Raw genomic sequence first — 15523 nt, forward strand, 5'->3', positions numbered from 1 at the left:
AATGGTTGTCGATAACGAGAAGGGACTGTAGTCTTCGTTAATCGTAATGACAATCGTTTTCGAAAGGGGTTCTCTGTGGCTGCGCTACCGGAGCTGTCGGACGGCCGCACCCCGCTGGTGCTCGTGAGCGGGTGGCGCGGGCCGGTACACGAGACGGCCCGCTCGTTCCTCGGTGACGAGGGCACCGTCGTGATCCGTCACGATCTCGCCGAACTCGGGCAGGGCGTCGTGCGCCGAACGGTCACGACGGGGACCGCCTCCGCGCCCGTGGAGACCACGGAAATCCTCGAACTCGCCCACGGGTGCGTGTCCTGCACGCTGCGGTACGACCTGCTGCCGATGCTGCGAAGGCTGCACGCACGCAGTTCGGTGCACCGCGTCGTCCTCGAACTCGACCCGGCCCTGGAACCCGAGGCGGTGTGCTGGGCGATCGAACACGTACCGGTGGTCGGCGTCGTGGGGCAGATCGACGGGCCCGCCGCGCGCGACGTCCGAGTCGAGGGCGTCGTGACCTGTCTGAGTGCCGATGCCTGGTGGGATCCGGTGACCGGCGACGAGGACCTCGACGACGACCGGACCGTCGCGCAGGTCGCGGTGGGTCAGGTCGCGTTCGCCGACGCGCTGGTGGTCGACGACGGCGCGTGCGACCCGTGGTCGAGCCACAGGATCCGAGCAGTGCTGGCCCGTCTGGCGCCGGGCGCCCCGGTCTCGTCCGTGGCCGACGGACCCGTACTCCTGCCACGCATCGGCGCCGACGCCCGCCGCGGCCGTGTCGACGGTGCCCACTCGCCGCTGCTGCGCGGCCGCCCGCCGCTCGACGAGGATCACGGAGTGGCGCTCGTCGAGTTCGCAGCGCGCCGCCCGTTCCACCCGGGCCGCCTCCACGAGGCGATCGACGTCCTGCTCGACGGTGTCGTCACCGCCCGCGGCCGGCTCTGGCTCGCGACTCGGCCCGACGTCGCGCTGTGGCTCGAATCCGCCGGTGGTGGACTGCGGGTGGCCGCAGCAGACCGCTGGCTCGCCGACATGAGCGACGACGAGATGTCGGAGGTCGACCCGGAACGGCGGGCCCTCGCTGCCCTGCGCTGGGACGCGCGGTTCGGCGACCGGGACACCTCGATCGTCGTCCTCACCCACGACGTCGAACCGGAGGAGATCACCGCGGCGCTCCGCTGGGCGCTGCTCACCGAACGCGAACTCGTCGACGAGGCGTCGTGGCCCACCTGGGACGACCCGTTCGGCGAGTTCCACACCGACCCCTGCGCCGAGGCACCCCTGGGCGCGTTCGAGAAGAACGGAGAGAACGCATCGTGAAGACCGGAATCCATCCCGACTACCGACCCGTGGTGTTCCAGGACGCGAACACCGGAACGGCCTTTCTCACGCGATCGACGGCCCGCACCGACCGCACCGTCGTGTGGGACAACGGCCACAGTTATCCGTTGGTGGTCGTCGACGTCACCTGCGCGTCCCACCCCTTCTGGACGGGCGCGGACAGGATCGTCGACACCGAGGGCCGGGTCGAGAAGTTCGAACGCCGGTACGGCCGCCGGATCCGCGGCGAACGTCGGGAGGGCTGAGCGATGGCGGTACCGAAGCGACTCGGGTGATCGATCCGCCGCGCCTGTGATCGTCGACACGGCGGCCGTGCGAGGCTGTCGGCGTGCTGCTGAAGATCCTCGAACTGGTGGGCATCGTCGCGTTCGCCGCGTCCGGCGCCCTCGTCGGGGTCAGCAAGCGCTTCGACATCTTCGGGGTGTGTGTCGTCGGCGTCTTCACGGGCATCGGCGGCGGCATCGTGCGCGACGTCCTGCTCGGCATCCACCCACCGACGTCGCTGACCAGTTGGCCGCTGTTCGGGACGGCGGTGGGGACGTCGGTCATCGTGTTCTTCCTGCACTCGACGCTCGGCAGGGTGCGTCGGGAGATCCTGGCGCTCGACGCCCTCGGCATGGGGTTGTTCGCCAGCACCGGTGCGGTGATCGCGCTCGACGCCGACGCCGGCGTGCTCGCGTCGGTGCTGATCGGGGCCACCGCCGCGATCGGTGGCGGCATCCTGCGCGACGTCCTGGTGAACGAGGTGCCGCTGCTGCTGCACCGCGATCTGTACGCGATCCCGGCACTGCTGGGAGCCGCGCTCGTGGTGGCGGGGACGTCGGCAGGGCTGACCGGCAACACGTCGCTCGTGATCGGAACGGTCGTGGCGTCGGGGCTGCGCCTGCTCGCGCTGTGGCGGCACTGGTCCCTGCCGGGCCCGCGGCTGTCGCGGGAGTGAGCCGACACGCGTGAACGGGATCCTCTCAGCGGGATCTCAGTCGGTGGGGCCAAAATGTCGGCATGCGCATTTTGGTGGTCGACGACGACCGGGCGGTGCGGGAGTCGCTGCGGCGATCCCTCAGCTTCAACGGCTACACGGTCGAGCTCGCCGTCGACGGTATGGACGCGCTCGAGAAGGTGGCCGCGTCGCGCCCCGATGCGCTCGTGCTCGACGTGATGATGCCGCGCCTCGACGGGCTCGAGGTGTGTCGCCGGTTGCGCAGCACCGGCGACGATCTGCCGATTCTCGTTCTCACGGCCCGTGATTCGGTGTCCGAGCGGGTCGCCGGCCTGGACGCCGGGGCCGACGACTACCTGCCCAAGCCGTTCGCGCTCGAGGAGTTGCTGGCCCGCCTGCGCGCACTGTTGCGGCGCGCGGCGCCCGCGGTCGGTGACGACTCCGAGGCGATGACGTTCGAGGACCTGACACTCGACCCGGTGACCCGCGAGGTCACCCGCGGGGGGCGTTCGATCAGCCTCACCCGCACCGAGTTCGCGCTGCTCGAGATGCTGATGGCGAACCCGCGCCGGGTCCTGTCCCGCAGTCGCATCCTGGAAGAGGTGTGGGGCTACGACTTCCCGACCTCGGGCAACGCGCTCGAGGTGTACGTCGGGTACCTGCGCCGCAAGACCGAGGCGGACGGTGAGCCGCGACTGATCCACACAGTGCGCGGTGTCGGCTACGTCCTGCGGGAGACGCCTCCGTGATGGGTGCCCCCTTCGGCAGGTCCGGACCGCAACACCAGCCCGGTCCGCTTCCCCCGCTCCGTCCCATGCGTCCCGTGCAGCACGAGATGCGGCCGCCGATGCCGTTGACGCGATCGGTGTCGCTGCGCTGGCGCGTGACGCTGCTCGCGGCGTCGGTCGTCGCGATCGCGGTGGCGCTGATGGCGTTCGCCGCCTATGCGGTGGTGTCGCGGGCGCTGTACGCGGACGTCGATCACCAACTGCGCTCGCGGGCGTCGGCGATCGTCGACAACGACCTCATCACGTTCGATCCGCGCTACATCGCGGGCGCCACCCTCTACACCACCGATATCAGTGTGGCGCTCATCTTTCCGGACCTGAACAAGTACATCCCGCCGGGTTCCGTGGTGCCGATCGGGCCCGCCGAGCTCGCCGTCGCCCGCGGCCAACTCGACTCGTCGCTGCGGACCGTCGAAGGCAACCGGGTACTGGCCGAGCGGACCCGCGACGGCAGCACCCTGGTGATCGCGCAGCGACTCGAACCCACCGAGGACGTCCTCGACCGTCTCGCCTGGGTGCTGTTCGTGGTCGGTGGTTGCGGCGTCGTGCTCGCGGCGGCCGCCGGAACCACGGTGGGACGGACGGGTCTGCGCCCGATCGGACGGCTGACCGCCGCGGCCGAACGCGTCGCCCGCACCGACGACCTCACCCCCATCCCGGTGACCGGCAACGACGAACTGGCCCGGCTCACCGTCAGTTTCAACACCATGCTCCGCGCACTGGGGGAGTCGAGGAACCGGCAGAGCCGCCTGGTGGCGGACGCCGGTCACGAACTGCGCACGCCGCTGACCTCGCTGCGCACCAACATGGAGCTGCTGATCGCGTCGAGTCGCCCCGGCGCACCGAGCATCCCCGACGAGGACATGGCCGATCTGCGCGCGGACGTCGTCGCGCAGATCGAGGAGTTGTCGACGCTCGTCGGCGACCTCGTCGACCTCGCCCGTGAGGACGCCCCGGAGACGGTGTTCGAACTCGTCGACCTCAGCGAGGTCGTCGAACGATCGTTGGAGAAGGCCCGTCGGCGCCGCAACGAGATCGACTTCGAGGCGCAGACGACGCCGTGGTTCATCTACGGCGACCAGGCGGGGCTGTCCCGCGCCGTCCTCAACGTCCTCGACAACGCGGCCAAGTGGAGCCCGACCGGGGAGCGGGTCGACGTCACGATGCGGCAGATCGGCGATCGACTGCTCGAACTCGTCGTCGACGACGCCGGCCCGGGCATCCCGCTCGAGGACCGCGAACTGGTCTTCGAGCGGTTCTACCGGTCCACCGTGTCCCGTTCCATGCCGGGATCGGGGCTGGGTCTGGCCATCGTGCGGCAGGTCGTCGTCAAGCACGGCGGCACGATCGCGGTGGAGACGTCGGATCGGGGTGGCGCCCGGATCCGCATCGTGCTGCCGGGGGAGCCGGAGGCCGACGCACGCTGAGCCTTCGGGTCGGTTTCGTGTCCGAATTGCCGTGCTGGCCAGGCTGATGAGGTCACGGGAAACTGAAAGGACCGTCTCAGCGGCCTCTCAGACGGGCCGGGCAGTCTGGTAGTCAGCGACCACGAGCGCCGCCCGACACAGGCGGTCACGACAGAAAGCGGTGCGATGACCGACGACCGTAATCCTCACGGTGACCCGAACCAGGGCAATCCCTACCAGGGTCATCCCGCCCCGAACGCTCCGCAGCACGGCGAGGGGCAGCAGCCCGCCGCACCCCGCGATCCGTGGAGCCACGGCGCCGGGTACCACCCGACGACGCCGCAGGGCGCCGGATACCCGGGCTACCCGCAGCAGCCCGGCTACCGGACGGGCTACCACCCCACCGAGCAGATCCCGAGCGTCGGCGCCGGCGGAACCCTTCCCACGACGGGCGCCCCGGTACCCCCGTCCGAGCACCGCAAGGTCGGGCGATCGGCGCTCGTCGCCGGCGCCATCGCACTGGCGCTCGTGAGCGGTGGCATCGGCGGTGTCGTCGGCTCGCTCGCATCGTCGAACAACGGCAGCAGCGCCCCCGTCTCGAATGCGCTCGACGCACCCAAGCCCAGCACGAGCCCCGCGTCGAATGCGCCGGAGGGTTCCGTCGAGGCCGTCGCCGAGAAGGTCGTGCCGAGCGTCGTGCAGATCCAGGTGGCGGGCACCCGCGGTGAAGGCGAGGGCTCCGGTGTGATCCTCTCGTCCGACGGTCTGATCATGACCAACAACCACGTCGTCGCCGGCGGCGGGACGGACGGCAAACTGCTGGTCGCGTTCTCCGACGGCAGCACGGCGCCGGCCACTCTCGTCGGCACAGACCCGACCTCCGACATCGCGGTCATCAAGGTGGACGGCAAGTCGGATCTGACGCCGATCGACCTGGGCTCGTCCGAGGACGTCAAGGTCGGTGAGGAGGTCGTCGCGATCGGTTCCCCGCTCGGCCTGGCGGGCACCGTCACGGCCGGCATCGTCTCGGCCCTCGACCGGCCGGTGTCGACCAGCGGTGAGACCGGCAACCAGAACACCGTCATCGACGCGATCCAGACCGACGCCGCGATCAACCCGGGCAACTCGGGTGGCGCGCTGGTGAACATGGAAGGCCGGCTGATCGGTGTCAACACCGCGATCGCGACGGCCGGCGGGCAGGGCGGCTCGATCGGGCTCGGCTTCGCGATTCCCGTCGACCAGGCCCGGCGTATCGCCGACGAACTGGTGAAGACCGGCAAGGCCACTCAGGCGATCATCGGCGTCCAGGTGTCGGCCAAGGAGACGACGGGCGGCGCGACGGTCGTCGACGTCACCGGCGGCAGCCCGGCCGAGAAGGCCGGTATTCCCAAGGGCGCGGTCGTCACCAAGGTCGACGACCGGGTCATCACGTCGGGTGACTCGCTCATCGCCGCCATCCGGTCCCACGCCCCCGGCGACAAGGTGACCGTCACCTACAAGGACCCGTCCGGCAACGTCAAGACCGTCGACGTCGAACTCGGCACCGCGCCCACCACGGGTGGCCGTTGATGAACTCCGCAAGTGGCGCGACGCCGCGGATTCTCCGCCACGTCCGGACGTCGTCGGATGCTGCCACTACGGTAGGAACCATGGAACTCGAATCACCGATGGCCGGGCGTGCACTCGTCGTCATCGTCGACGATCGCACCGCACACGGCGACCTCGACTCGACGGGGCCGCTGGTCACCGAACTGCTCACCGAAGCCGGATTCCTGGTGGACGCGACGGTCGCGGTGACCGCGGACGAGGTGGAGATCCGCAATGCGCTCAACACCGCGGTGATCGGCGGCGTCGACCTCGTGATCTCGGTCGGTGGCACCGGTGTCACCCCGCGCGACGTCACGCCGGAGGCGACCGCCGAGGTACTCGATCGGGAGTTGCCCGGCATCAGTGAGGCGCTGCGGTCGTCGGGTCTGGCGGCGGGCGCTGTCGACGCGGTGATCTCGCGTGGGCTCGTCGGTATCTCGGGGAGCACGCTCGTGGCCAACCTCGCGTCGTCTCGGGCGGCCGTCCGTGACGGCATGGCGACGCTGACTCCGCTGGCGAGCCATGTCATCGGCCAGTTGTCGGCGATCGACGAATGACTCGGGACAAGAAGACGGAAGTCGACCGGGCACGGCTGGATGCCGTGTTCGGGACGGTCCTGCCGGAGCAGACGTCCGACGAGCGGTCGCATGACGGCGACGCGCGCGGCGACGGCGCCGGCACCCAGGACGAGTGGTTGCGTCGTCAGGTGCCTCCGCACCACGGCTGAGATCGGTTCTGCCCGAACTTCATTGCACCGAAATGCGTGATGCGCGTGCCCCTGCGGGGTCACGCGCATCACGCGTTCTGCGGTCGGTACCCGGTCAGTCGTCGACCTGTGTGTGTCGGCCGTCGGAGGCGGGTGCCGTCTCTCCGATCCGTCCCTCGGCCAGGATGTCGCGAATCTGGATGAGGAGATCCGCCTCGCTGGCCTTGGTGTCCTCCTCCTCCGTCGCGAACCGCGCCTTGACCGCGTTCGCGGGCACGATCAGGACGAAATAGACGACGGCGGCGATGATGACGAAATTGATGATCGCGGTCACGACCGCGCCGACGTTGACGAACGTGGCCTCGTTGCCCTCGATGATCGCCTTGCCCCACGGGAGATCGTCGGATCCGCCGACCGCGGCGATGAGCGGGCTGATGATGTTGTCGGTGAACGCGGTCACGATCGCGGTGAACGCGGCGCCGATGACCACCGCGACCGCCAAATCCAGGACGTTGCCCCGGAGCAGGAAGTCCTTGAATCCCTTGAGCATCTGTGCCCCCTCGCTTCGGATGACTGGTGCACCAGCAGACCCTAATTCACGGCGGCACGTCGGGCGACCGGCGCGCGTTCACCGCAGTGTCACCGTGAGCGCGTCGGTGAGTGACGCGGTGGCCACCGCGCCGGCAGCGGGCGCCGGTAGCGCGAGCATCACCACACGGTCGCGTCGTCCACCTCCGGACGCCTCGGGCGCGACGAGGACGACCGTGGCGTCGGTCGCCAGCACGGTGGGGATAGGCCGTCGAATCTCGTCGGTCCCGGACGACTGATCTACGGTGAGGACGTCGACCCGGTCCCCGGCGCGAATGAGTTCGGACAGACCGGGATCGGTCAACCGGACCGGAACCATGCGCGCGTCGGGTGATCCGGCAGCGGCCTCGGTGAGCCTGGGGCCGAGCAGGCGGACGTCGGTGAGGACCTCGCCCGCCCGGACCGGTGAGGCGACGGTGCGACCGGAGACGTCGCCGACGATGCGCACCGATCCGTCGGGCAGGTCCGGGTCCGGGCGGTCGACCGCCCGGACGTCGTCGGGAGTGAGGATGCTGCCGGGCGCCAGATCGCGCGCCGCGACGAGGACGGGCGTGCCCGCGTCGCGCAGGCCGTCGCGCACCAGGAGCACCCCGGCGGCGACGATGAGGACACCGGCGGTGATCCGCCGTGCCGTGTCGGTGCGGGCCCAGTCCGGACGCACAGCGGCGCCGACCCTGCTGAGCAGTGTCGGCGCCAACGGTGAATCGCGACGCGGCCCCCGGAAACGGGCGGAGTACTTCGGCATGCGCCGAACGCTACGACCGGGTGCGAGGAACCGGCCCCGGCGTTCATGGGAGAACCGATCGGCCTGTGGATGGGCCGGGGGCTGTGGAGAAAGTGGGTCGGGGCGGAGGCTAGCTCGCGGCGGCCGTGCTCGACCCGCTCGCGGTGGACGAGGAAGCAGTCGAGGTGGACTCGGACTTCTTCGCGGGTTCGCTCACGGTGCTCGAGCTGCCGCCACGGCTGTCGGTGCGGTAGAAGCCGCTGCCCTTGAACACGATGCCGACCGAGTTGAACAGCTTGCGGAGCTTGCCCGAGCATGCCGGGCACACGGTCAGGGTGTCGTCGCTGAACGACTGCACGATGTCGAACTTGTTGTCGCACTCGGTGCAGGCGTACGAGTAGGTGGGCACTGGGGTTCCTCCGCACTGTGTAGTCAAACCGCAGGTGTTGGCACTCTACAGTCGACAGTGCCAACAGTGGAAACCAGGATGCTATTTCCGCAGGGGCGGAGACGTCGCGAACGTCACTCGCTGCCGAGCGGGACGAGCCCGCGACCCGGGGTGAGCGCGTACCGCATCGGGACGTCGTGGGGATCGGCCGGCAGCGACGGCACCAGTTCGGCGTCCCGCACCACCGCGACGAGTGCAGTGTCGGGACGGACCGCACCGAGGGTGCGGTCGTAGAAGCCGGCGCCGCGACCGAGCCGGGCACCCTGCTCGTCCACCGCCAGCGCCGGGACGAAGATCACCGCCGCCGACGCGACGACGCCGACCGGCAGTACCGGGCCCGTCGGTTCCCGGAGGCCGTGTCCTGCAGCGACGAGGCTGTCGTCGCCGGTGAACTCGGCCCATCGGAGCGGACCGGGTTCCCCGGTGACCGGGACCAGCACCCGGTACCCGGCCGTACGCAGCCCGTCGAGCATGGCGACCGAACCGGGTTCGGAGCCGACGGGCACGTACGCGCACACCGTCGCGCCCGCGGGTGCCGTCGCGGCGACGAACGAAACCGCCCTCGCGGCCAGCGTCCGCGCCTCCGATGCCCGGGTCCCGAGGGGTACCGCACGGCGTTCACGGAGGACGTGAGCACGCCATTCCGGCTTGGAGAGCGAATCCATGACGGCCACCTTAGGATCGCTCCGTCCGGCCGCGGGGGCCGGATGGATAGGGTGGTGAGTTATGACAGATGCCGTCACCAATGGAAACAGGTGCTTTCGGACGGCGGTCGTTCCCGCTGCAGGGATGGGAACACGCTTCCTACCTGCGACGAAGACCGTCCCGAAGGAGTTACTCCCGGTGGTCGACACCCCGGGTATCGAATTGGTGGCCGGAGAGGCGGCCGACTCGGGCGCCAACCGTCTCGTCATCGTGACATCGCCCGGCAAGGACGGTGTCGTCGCTCACTTCGTCGAGGATCTCGTTCTCGAGAGCAAGCTCGAAGCCAGCGGCAAGTACCACCTTCTGGAGAAGGTGCGGAAGGCGCCGGGGCTGCTCGAGGTCGACTCGGTCGTCCAGGAGGAGCCGCTGGGCCTCGGTCACGCGGTCGGCTGCGCCGAGGCCGTGCTCGACGACGACGAGGACGCCATCGCGGTGCTCCTGCCCGACGACCTGGTCATGCCGCGCGGTGTGCTCGACACGATGGCCCGGGTGCGCGCCAAGCGCGGCGGCACCGTGCTGTGCGCGATCGACGTGCCCAAGGAGCAGGTCAGCGCGTACGGCGTGTTCGAGGTCGAGACCGTCCCCGACGCCACCAATCCGGACGTCCTCAAGGTCACCGGCATGGTCGAGAAGCCCGCGATGGAGGACGCTCCGTCCACCTTCGCTGCGGCCGGTCGGTACCTGCTCGATCGCGCGATCTTCGACGCGCTGCGCCGGATCACTCCGGGTGCGGGCGGCGAACTGCAGCTCACCGATGCGATCGCGCTGCTGATCGCCGAGGGGCATCCCGTCCACGTCGTGGTCCACCGCGGAACTCGACACGATCTGGGAAATCCCGGCGGTTACCTGCGCGCTGCGGTTGACTTTGCGTTGAACAGCGACGAGTACGGCCCGTCGCTGCGGGAGTGGCTGACCGACCGACTGCAGCAGCCCTCCGCCGAATAGCGGTTCGCAGCAGTACGGGTCGGGTCGACAGGGTCTGGAGGACGAGAAACCACATGCGCTCGGTTGAGGAGCAGCAGTCGAGAGTGACTGCTGCCGCGGTGGCACCCCGGCCCGTCCGGGTGGCGATCTCCGAGGCACAGGGATTGCTCTGCGCCGAAGAAGTGGTGACCGAACGGCCACTGCCGGGCTTCGACCAGGCTGCGATCGACGGCTACGCAGTGCGCAGTGTCGACGTCCTCGCCGCGGGTACCGATATCCGCGGCGAGGACGGCGAACCCACCGAACTCACCCTCCCGGTGGTCGGTGAGGTGACCGCGGGCTCCCGTCAGCCGATCAGGCTCCAACCGCGCCAGGCGGTGCGAGTCGACACCGGTGCGCCGCTGCCGACGCTCGCGGACGCGGTCCTGCCGATGGACCGCACCGACGGCGGCCACGCGCGGGTCAAGGTCTACAAGCCGGTCCGCTCGGGCGACTACGTGCGGCGCGCCGGCGACGACGTCCAGCCCGGCGACGTCGCGGTCCGGGCGGGAACGATCATCGGCGCGGCCCAGGTCGGGCTGCTCGCCGCGGTCGGCCGGGACAAGGTTCTCGTGCATCCGCGTCCGCGGCTCTCGGTGATCTCGGTCGGCGGCGAACTCGTCGACATCGACCGAACCCCCGGTCCGGGCCAGGTGTACGACGTCAATTCGTATGCGCTCGCGGCCGCCGCGCGCGACGCCGGCGCCGACGTCAACCGGGTCGGCATCGCGACGATGGATCCGCGCCGCCTCCGAGAGGTCGTCGAGGGGCAGCTGATCCGCTCGGAGATCGTCGTCATCGCGGGCGCCGTCGGCGGCGGGGCCTCCGACGACGTGCGGGAGGCGCTCGCCGATCTGGGCGATCTCGAGGTGGAACGGGTGGCGATGCACCCGGGATCGGTCCAGGGATTCGGGCAGCTCGGACGGGACGAGGTTCCGACCTTCCTGCTGCCGTCGAACCCGGTGAGTGCGCTCGTCGTGTTCGAGGTGATGGTGCGTCCTCTGATCCGTATCGCCCTGGGGCGACGACAGCCGATGCGCCGGATCGTCACCGCCCGCTCGGTCGCGCCCATCACGTCCATCGCGAACCGCAAGGGCTTCCTGCGCGGGCAGTTGATGAGGGACGAATCCACCGGTGAGTACCTGGTGCAGGCGCTCGGTGGCGCCCCCGGCGCGTCGTCACATCTGCTGGCCACCCTCGCCGAGGCCAACTGCCTGGTGCTCGTCGATCCCGCGGTCACCGAGGTTCGTGCCGGTGAAGAGGTGGAAGTCGCGTTCCTTGCGCAGCGGGGTTGAGCGCAGTGGGTCGGTTCACCCGGGGTGGCCGGCCCGGGTCGGGCCGCTGCGGGTGGCGGCCGGTCGAGTAACGCTGCGACCCATACGGTTACGTGATGCGGCGACGTGGAGTCGGCTGCGGATCACCAATCGTGAGCACCTCGAGCCCTGGGAGCCCACCGGGCAGGCGCTGTGGAACGATCGACACCACGTCACGACCTGGCCGGGCCTGTGCTCGAGCCTGCGGTCGGAGGCGCGCAAGGGTCGCATGCTGCCGATGGTCATCGAACTCGACGGCAACTACTGCGGGCAGATCACCGTCGGCAACATCATCCGCGGCGCGTTGAGTTCGGCGTGGATCGGCTATTGGGTCGCGAAGGACGTCGGTGGTCAGGGTGTTGCGACCGGGGCGCTCGCGCTCGGCCTGGACCACTGCTTCGGCCCGATGGGCCTGCACCGGGTGGAGGCCACGGTGCGCCCGGAAAACGTTGCGAGCCGGGCGGTTCTGGAGCACGCCGGGTTCCGCGAGGAGGGCTTGCTGCGCCGCTACCTGGACGTGGACGGCCAATGGCGCGACCACCTGCTGGTCGCGATGACGGTGGAAGAAGTTCCCGGCTCGATCTCCGATCGGCTGGTGCGTGCCGGACGCGCGACCTGGGGGTAGCCGCGCGAACGGCCGAGCGGCCCCGCCGGGGCCCGACGCCCGACGAGGCCGCTCGGCCCTCGATCACACGATGACGGGCGGTCCGTAGCTGACGACGACGTCGTCGGCGATGTCGGTGGACGCGGTGAAGATGGCGTACGAACGCACCGACACGGTGCCGAGTGCGTGATTGACCTCGAGGTGCACGTCACGCAGGGTGATGGCGCACTGCGTCGACTTGCACTCCTTCTTCTGGACCGGCACGGTCGCGATGGTGCCGGGTGCGATCTGCGTCGAGAGGTTGCCCTCCACCGGCGTCTCGACGCCCAGCTCGAGTGCCTGTCCGTTGAACAGTTCGACGACGGCGGGCACCTCGGGATCGGCCGTGAGGATCAGGTTCTCGGACACCTCGGGGATGAATACTGCGCCCGGGGTGACGCCGGCGTTGCCGGTGATGACGGCACCGTTGGAGACGTCGGCCTGGTAGCCGATCTGGTAGCCGACCTCGAGAGTGCCGCCGGTGTAGGGCGAGCCGCCGTTGCCGCTCACCGTCGCGAGCGCGCGCTGGCTGGCGAAGAGGTCGCGCGTGAACTGGTTGCCGGACAGCGGTTGCACGCTGTTGATGGATTGCCCGGTCTGCTGGACATCGAGATCCCAGCCGTCGAAGCTCACGGTGTGCGCCGAGGTGTTCTCCTGCTGCGTCACCTCGGCGCCCGCGGTGCCCACACCGGCCGCGAGGAGCAGGGCCGCCGTGCCGGCGACGACCGCGGTGGCCGAGCGGGTAAAGCTGCGGCGGCGGAAGTGTCGAAGGAAAAACCGGTGATTCACGTGCATGGGAATTCCTCGTCTTCGATTGTTGCGCGACCGGAGCGGAACTCCGGCCTCGGGCGGTGTGGAACGGGCAAATCGCGAGCGCCTGTCCCGGATGCAGTATTGGGGCTGAATCACTGATCCGTAAGATTTTGGCGACTTGTTTTCCTAGATTTGATCAAGAGGCGCTAACGATTTGGAATCGGCGTCGTGTTTTGTCGCTTTTCCCGGGTCATTGAAGGACGCTGAAGGACGCTGAAGGGCGCTTACTCCCGTGCCGGGCTCGGCCCCGGCGCGGCGACCCGCAGCGGGAGCCGATTGCTGCGCGGCCGGGGTCGTCGCACGGGGCGGGGAATCTCGAGGCTGCAATTTCTTCCTCGAGAGGTGATAATCGAGTGACGGGTGTGACACCTGCGAAACTTGAGTCGGCGCGTCTGCGACGATGGAGGCCTCGCTGCCACTACCCTGAACAGGTCATTGGCGACATCAGTGCTGGTAGACGAATGGGAGGAGGCCGCCGGTATGCCGAGTTCCTCGATCCTCTGGATCGCGCTCGTCGCCGTCTGGCTGTTCGTCCTTGTTCCGATGCTTGTCAGCAGGCGGCCTCGGATCCGGCAGACGACCGACGCGGCACTCGCGACTCGAGTGTTGTTTCGGGGCGGGGCCGAGCGGACGGCGCGGGGTCCCGCGGCCGGGCACCGCAGCGACCCGAACTGGAGACCGGCACCGCATCTCGGTGACACCCACGGTGACGACCACTACGGCGACGACCACTACGGCACGGACGCGGAGGATCGAATGGACGCTCACGCCGACGACGACCTGAGGGCGCGTGATCGCGGCGCCGCAGGAGAGTACGTTCCGGACCGGCGCGGCCGGGGCGGATTCGACCCCGAGGCCGACGCGATTGCACGCGTGGCGCGATATCAGTTCCGCCAGCGCTCCGTGCTGGGGCTGGTGTTCGCGTCGCTCCTCACAGCGGGGCTGGCCGTGGCGCTCACCCCCGTCATGTGGTGGGTCTTCGCGCTGACGTTCTTCGGGCTCGGGTTCTACCTTGCGTACCTGCGCCGCCAGGTTCACATGGAGCAGGCCATCCGCCGCCGGCGGATGGCGCGGGTCGGCCGGTCGCGGCTCGGTGTGGAGTCGCTGTCCGACGACGAACTGCGTCTCGTGCCGTCGCGGTTGCGTCGGCCCGGTGCAGTGGTCCTCGAGGTCGACGACGGAGACCCGGCGTTCGACCACCTCGACTACTACGACGCGGAGGCCGCCGAGTACGGCTACGACGACAGCCGATACCGCGACGACGATCTGCGGCGAGCGTCGGGACAGTAGTCTCCCCGGTATCTCCGACGAGCTTTCCTGAAGGGCGCCCGATCATCGATCGGGCGCCCTTCACGTTGTCGAGGACCGGACGCGAATTGTGGCCTCTGACCAGCCGATTCGTTATCCGGAGGCGCGGCCTGTTAGAGTTTCGGAGCGGTCAGGGAAAGATGGACCGTGGTTCGGGGCTGTGGCGCAGTTGGTAGCGCGCTTCGTTCGCATCGAAGAGGTCAGGGGTTCGATTCCCCTCAGCTCCACCGACAAGAAGGCCCCCTCCCTCGGGAGGGGGCCTTCTTGGTGTCTGTGCCGACAGCGGCCGGCGGATGACTCTGTCATCGCCGCCGAACGCGTGGTCAGCGTGAGGCGTCCGGCGGGATCTCGGGCAGGCCCTCCGCCGCGCGCAGCTTCTCGGCCAGCGTCGTCAGCAGCGCCTGCGACTCCTCGGACAGATCGAAGGCGCGGGTCGCGAGCCTGCGCAAGCCGTAGCCCTGCAACTGATTGAGCAGGTCGAGGTCGTGATCGATCTTGGAGGCGTAGATGTCGTTGAAGAAGTACGCCGGCTTGACCTTGAAGAACTTCGCGAACGCGGCGACGGTCTCGTCCGACGGATTGCTCCGCTGACCGGAGCGCAGCTGCGAGATGTACGGCTTGGAGATCTTGTGGCCGTCCGCGATGAGGGCATTCGCCACTTCTGCGTTGGTGTGCGGCTTCCGGCCAGGTGGGTGGACGGTCTCGAAGAGCTTGTTCAGCCGTGCGGCGAAATCAGACATCGCGACGATAGTAGCACCGGCGATAGCCCGCAGGTAGCTCGAAAGCGTTGACTGGTCATCCGTTCGGCGACTTCGTGGAATGGTGCGGACAAGGGGCGCGAGTGAATGGTGAGATGCGGTGAATAACTTCATCGTTGCTCGAATACCTATCCGGCATTTCCGGCACACGGCGGCGAATTCGGATCGGCTGGCGAACCCCGGCGGCACCGGGGAGACTTGGATCATGGACCGCAGAATGAGCGACAACGAATTGCGCAGGGCGATTCGCGTGCTGCGCGATCGGGCCGACGACGCCCGCAGCCACGGGCGCCCCGAGGACGCGGACGGCATCGAGAGGACGATCCGCGACTATCAGGACGAGATGGCGCAGCGTCTCTGAGGAACCTGACGCCTCGACGCCGCTGACGCACGAGGCGTTCGTTCCGCGCTGCCTCGCGCCGGCGTTCGGATCGGCGCCGATGTGGCGTGTGCGACGTACACTGCCGGGACGGACGAACCGATCGGCGAAGGTGGGGG

The 15523-nt window shown here is 69.2% G+C and carries 19 protein-coding genes and 1 tRNA gene; 14 read left to right on the forward strand and 6 right to left on the reverse strand.

The window, feature by feature from the left end; translation table 11 throughout:
• The first annotated feature begins 75 nt into the window (after positions 1-75).
• The 8 genes from mrf (at position 76) to ABEU20_RS08590 (ending at position 6783) form a co-directional block, all read left to right on the forward strand.
• Positions 76-1314 (forward strand): ribosome hibernation factor-recruiting GTPase MRF, encoded by a 1239-nt coding sequence (gene mrf, locus ABEU20_RS08555; RefSeq protein ID WP_420163995.1) that lies wholly within the window; start codon positions 76-78, stop codon positions 1312-1314.
• Positions 1311-1580, forward strand: a complete 270-nt coding sequence (locus tag ABEU20_RS08560; protein WP_420163996.1) for a type B 50S ribosomal protein L31 — start codon at positions 1311-1313, stop codon at positions 1578-1580. The genes mrf and ABEU20_RS08560 overlap by 4 nt, the downstream gene beginning before the upstream one ends.
• Positions 1581-1663: 83 nt before the next feature.
• Complete coding sequence (locus tag ABEU20_RS08565) at positions 1664-2275, forward strand: trimeric intracellular cation channel family protein (RefSeq protein WP_420163997.1); 612 nt, start codon at positions 1664-1666, stop codon at positions 2273-2275.
• 62 nt (positions 2276-2337) lie between these two features.
• A complete protein-coding gene (locus ABEU20_RS08570) occupies positions 2338-3024 on the forward strand; it encodes a response regulator transcription factor (protein WP_420163998.1) in 687 nt (228 codons plus the stop codon).
• 65 nt (positions 3025-3089) lie between these two features.
• Positions 3090-4490, forward strand: coding sequence for a HAMP domain-containing sensor histidine kinase (locus ABEU20_RS08575; protein WP_420163999.1), 1401 nt, complete (start codon positions 3090-3092; stop codon positions 4488-4490).
• 165 nt (positions 4491-4655) lie between these two features.
• A complete protein-coding gene (locus ABEU20_RS08580; protein WP_420164000.1) occupies positions 4656-6038 on the forward strand; it encodes a S1C family serine protease in 1383 nt (460 codons plus the stop codon).
• Between the two features lie 80 nt (positions 6039-6118).
• A complete protein-coding gene (locus ABEU20_RS08585; RefSeq protein WP_420164001.1) occupies positions 6119-6613 on the forward strand; it encodes a MogA/MoaB family molybdenum cofactor biosynthesis protein in 495 nt (164 codons plus the stop codon).
• Positions 6610-6783, forward strand: a complete 174-nt coding sequence (locus tag ABEU20_RS08590) for a hypothetical protein (protein ID WP_420164002.1) — start codon at positions 6610-6612, stop codon at positions 6781-6783. The genes ABEU20_RS08585 and ABEU20_RS08590 overlap by 4 nt, the downstream gene beginning before the upstream one ends.
• 94 nt (positions 6784-6877) lie before the next feature.
• Here ABEU20_RS08590 and mscL read toward each other — a convergent pair whose 3' ends face one another.
• The 4 genes from mscL to ABEU20_RS08610 all read right to left on the reverse strand — a co-directional run bounded on the left by mscL (position 6878) and on the right by ABEU20_RS08610 (position 9187).
• Positions 6878-7312 carry a large-conductance mechanosensitive channel protein MscL gene (mscL, locus tag ABEU20_RS08595; protein ID WP_420164003.1) on the reverse strand — a complete coding sequence of 145 codons (435 nt, stop codon included), beginning with the start codon at positions 7310-7312 and terminating at the stop codon, positions 6878-6880.
• A 78-nt stretch (positions 7313-7390) separates the two neighbouring features.
• Positions 7391-8095, reverse strand: coding sequence for an SAF domain-containing protein (locus ABEU20_RS08600; RefSeq protein ID WP_420164004.1), 705 nt, complete (start codon positions 8093-8095; stop codon positions 7391-7393).
• A gap of 109 nt (positions 8096-8204) precedes the next feature.
• Positions 8205-8483: an FmdB family zinc ribbon protein gene (locus tag ABEU20_RS08605; RefSeq protein WP_420164005.1), complete on the reverse strand. Its 279-nt coding sequence runs from the start codon at positions 8481-8483 to the stop codon at positions 8205-8207.
• Positions 8484-8596: 113 nt separating this feature from the next.
• A complete protein-coding gene (locus ABEU20_RS08610) occupies positions 8597-9187 on the reverse strand; it encodes a 5-formyltetrahydrofolate cyclo-ligase (RefSeq protein WP_420164006.1) in 591 nt (196 codons plus the stop codon).
• Positions 9188-9248: 61 nt separating this feature from the next.
• Between ABEU20_RS08610 and ABEU20_RS08615 the strand changes: the two genes are divergently transcribed.
• The 3 genes from ABEU20_RS08615 to ABEU20_RS08625 are packed head-to-tail and all read left to right on the forward strand — an operon-like array spanning position 9249 to position 12128.
• On the forward strand, positions 9249-10172 hold the full coding sequence (locus tag ABEU20_RS08615) for a UTP--glucose-1-phosphate uridylyltransferase (RefSeq protein ID WP_420164007.1): 924 nt from the start codon (positions 9249-9251) through the stop codon (positions 10170-10172).
• A gap of 53 nt (positions 10173-10225) precedes the next feature.
• The gene (gene glp / locus ABEU20_RS08620) at positions 10226-11485 is read left to right on the forward strand and encodes a molybdotransferase-like divisome protein Glp (RefSeq protein WP_420164008.1); all 1260 of its coding nucleotides are present in this window, start codon (positions 10226-10228) and stop codon (positions 11483-11485) included.
• The gene (locus ABEU20_RS08625) at positions 11469-12128 is read left to right on the forward strand and encodes a GNAT family N-acetyltransferase (RefSeq protein ID WP_420164009.1); all 660 of its coding nucleotides are present in this window, start codon (positions 11469-11471) and stop codon (positions 12126-12128) included. The genes glp and ABEU20_RS08625 overlap by 17 nt, the downstream gene beginning before the upstream one ends.
• 63 nt (positions 12129-12191) lie before the next feature.
• Here ABEU20_RS08625 and ABEU20_RS08630 read toward each other — a convergent pair whose 3' ends face one another.
• Complete coding sequence (locus ABEU20_RS08630) at positions 12192-12941, reverse strand: MspA family porin (RefSeq protein WP_420164010.1); 750 nt, start codon at positions 12939-12941, stop codon at positions 12192-12194.
• Positions 12942-13439: 498 nt separating this feature from the next.
• Here ABEU20_RS08630 and sepX point away from each other — a divergent pair, with 498 nt between their 5' ends.
• Together sepX and ABEU20_RS08640 are read left to right on the forward strand one after the other, a co-directional pair.
• A complete protein-coding gene (gene sepX / locus ABEU20_RS08635) occupies positions 13440-14249 on the forward strand; it encodes a divisome protein SepX/GlpR (protein ID WP_420164011.1) in 810 nt (269 codons plus the stop codon).
• Between the two features lie 172 nt (positions 14250-14421).
• Positions 14422-14494 (forward strand) — tRNA-Ala (locus tag ABEU20_RS08640).
• A gap of 96 nt (positions 14495-14590) precedes the next feature.
• Here the strand turns inward: ABEU20_RS08640 and ABEU20_RS08645 are convergent.
• A complete protein-coding gene (locus ABEU20_RS08645) occupies positions 14591-15007 on the reverse strand; it encodes a helix-turn-helix domain-containing protein (protein ID WP_420164012.1) in 417 nt (138 codons plus the stop codon).
• Between the two features lie 235 nt (positions 15008-15242).
• Here ABEU20_RS08645 and ABEU20_RS08650 point away from each other — a divergent pair, with 235 nt between their 5' ends.
• On the forward strand, positions 15243-15386 hold the full coding sequence (locus tag ABEU20_RS08650) for a hypothetical protein (RefSeq protein WP_022594568.1): 144 nt from the start codon (positions 15243-15245) through the stop codon (positions 15384-15386).
• Positions 15387-15523: the final 137 nt, after the last annotated feature.

This window comes from Rhodococcus parequi, assembly GCF_046042785.1.
In the GTDB taxonomy this organism is placed as follows: Bacteria; Actinomycetota; Actinomycetes; order Mycobacteriales; family Mycobacteriaceae; genus Prescottella; species Prescottella parequi.

Bases quoted from the DNA above. Each gene is read 5' to 3' on its own strand.
- ABEU20_RS08570 (WP_420163998.1), top strand. From the start codon at position 2,338: ATGCGCATTTTGGTGGTCGACGACGACCGGGCGGTGCGGGAGTCGCTG.
- ABEU20_RS08575 (WP_420163999.1), top strand. From the start codon at position 3,090: ATGCGTCCCGTGCAGCACGAGATGCGGCCGCCGATGCCGTTGACGCGA.
- ABEU20_RS08580 (WP_420164000.1), top strand. From the start codon at position 4,656: ATGACCGACGACCGTAATCCTCACGGTGACCCGAACCAGGGCAATCCC.
- ABEU20_RS08585 (WP_420164001.1), top strand. From the start codon at position 6,119: ATGGAACTCGAATCACCGATGGCCGGGCGTGCACTCGTCGTCATCGTC.
- ABEU20_RS08590 (WP_420164002.1), top strand. From the start codon at position 6,610: ATGACTCGGGACAAGAAGACGGAAGTCGACCGGGCACGGCTGGATGCC.
- mscL (WP_420164003.1), bottom strand. From the start codon at position 7,312: ATGCTCAAGGGATTCAAGGACTTCCTGCTCCGGGGCAACGTCCTGGAT.
- ABEU20_RS08600 (WP_420164004.1), bottom strand. From the start codon at position 8,095: ATGCCGAAGTACTCCGCCCGTTTCCGGGGGCCGCGTCGCGATTCACCG.
- ABEU20_RS08610 (WP_420164006.1), bottom strand. From the start codon at position 9,187: ATGGATTCGCTCTCCAAGCCGGAATGGCGTGCTCACGTCCTCCGTGAA.
- ABEU20_RS08615 (WP_420164007.1), top strand. From the start codon at position 9,249: ATGACAGATGCCGTCACCAATGGAAACAGGTGCTTTCGGACGGCGGTC.
- glp (WP_420164008.1), top strand. From the start codon at position 10,226: ATGCGCTCGGTTGAGGAGCAGCAGTCGAGAGTGACTGCTGCCGCGGTG.
- ABEU20_RS08630 (WP_420164010.1), bottom strand. From the start codon at position 12,941: ATGCACGTGAATCACCGGTTTTTCCTTCGACACTTCCGCCGCCGCAGC.
- sepX (WP_420164011.1), top strand. From the start codon at position 13,440: ATGCCGAGTTCCTCGATCCTCTGGATCGCGCTCGTCGCCGTCTGGCTG.
- ABEU20_RS08645 (WP_420164012.1), bottom strand. From the start codon at position 15,007: ATGTCTGATTTCGCCGCACGGCTGAACAAGCTCTTCGAGACCGTCCAC.
- ABEU20_RS08650 (WP_022594568.1), top strand. From the start codon at position 15,243: ATGAGCGACAACGAATTGCGCAGGGCGATTCGCGTGCTGCGCGATCGG.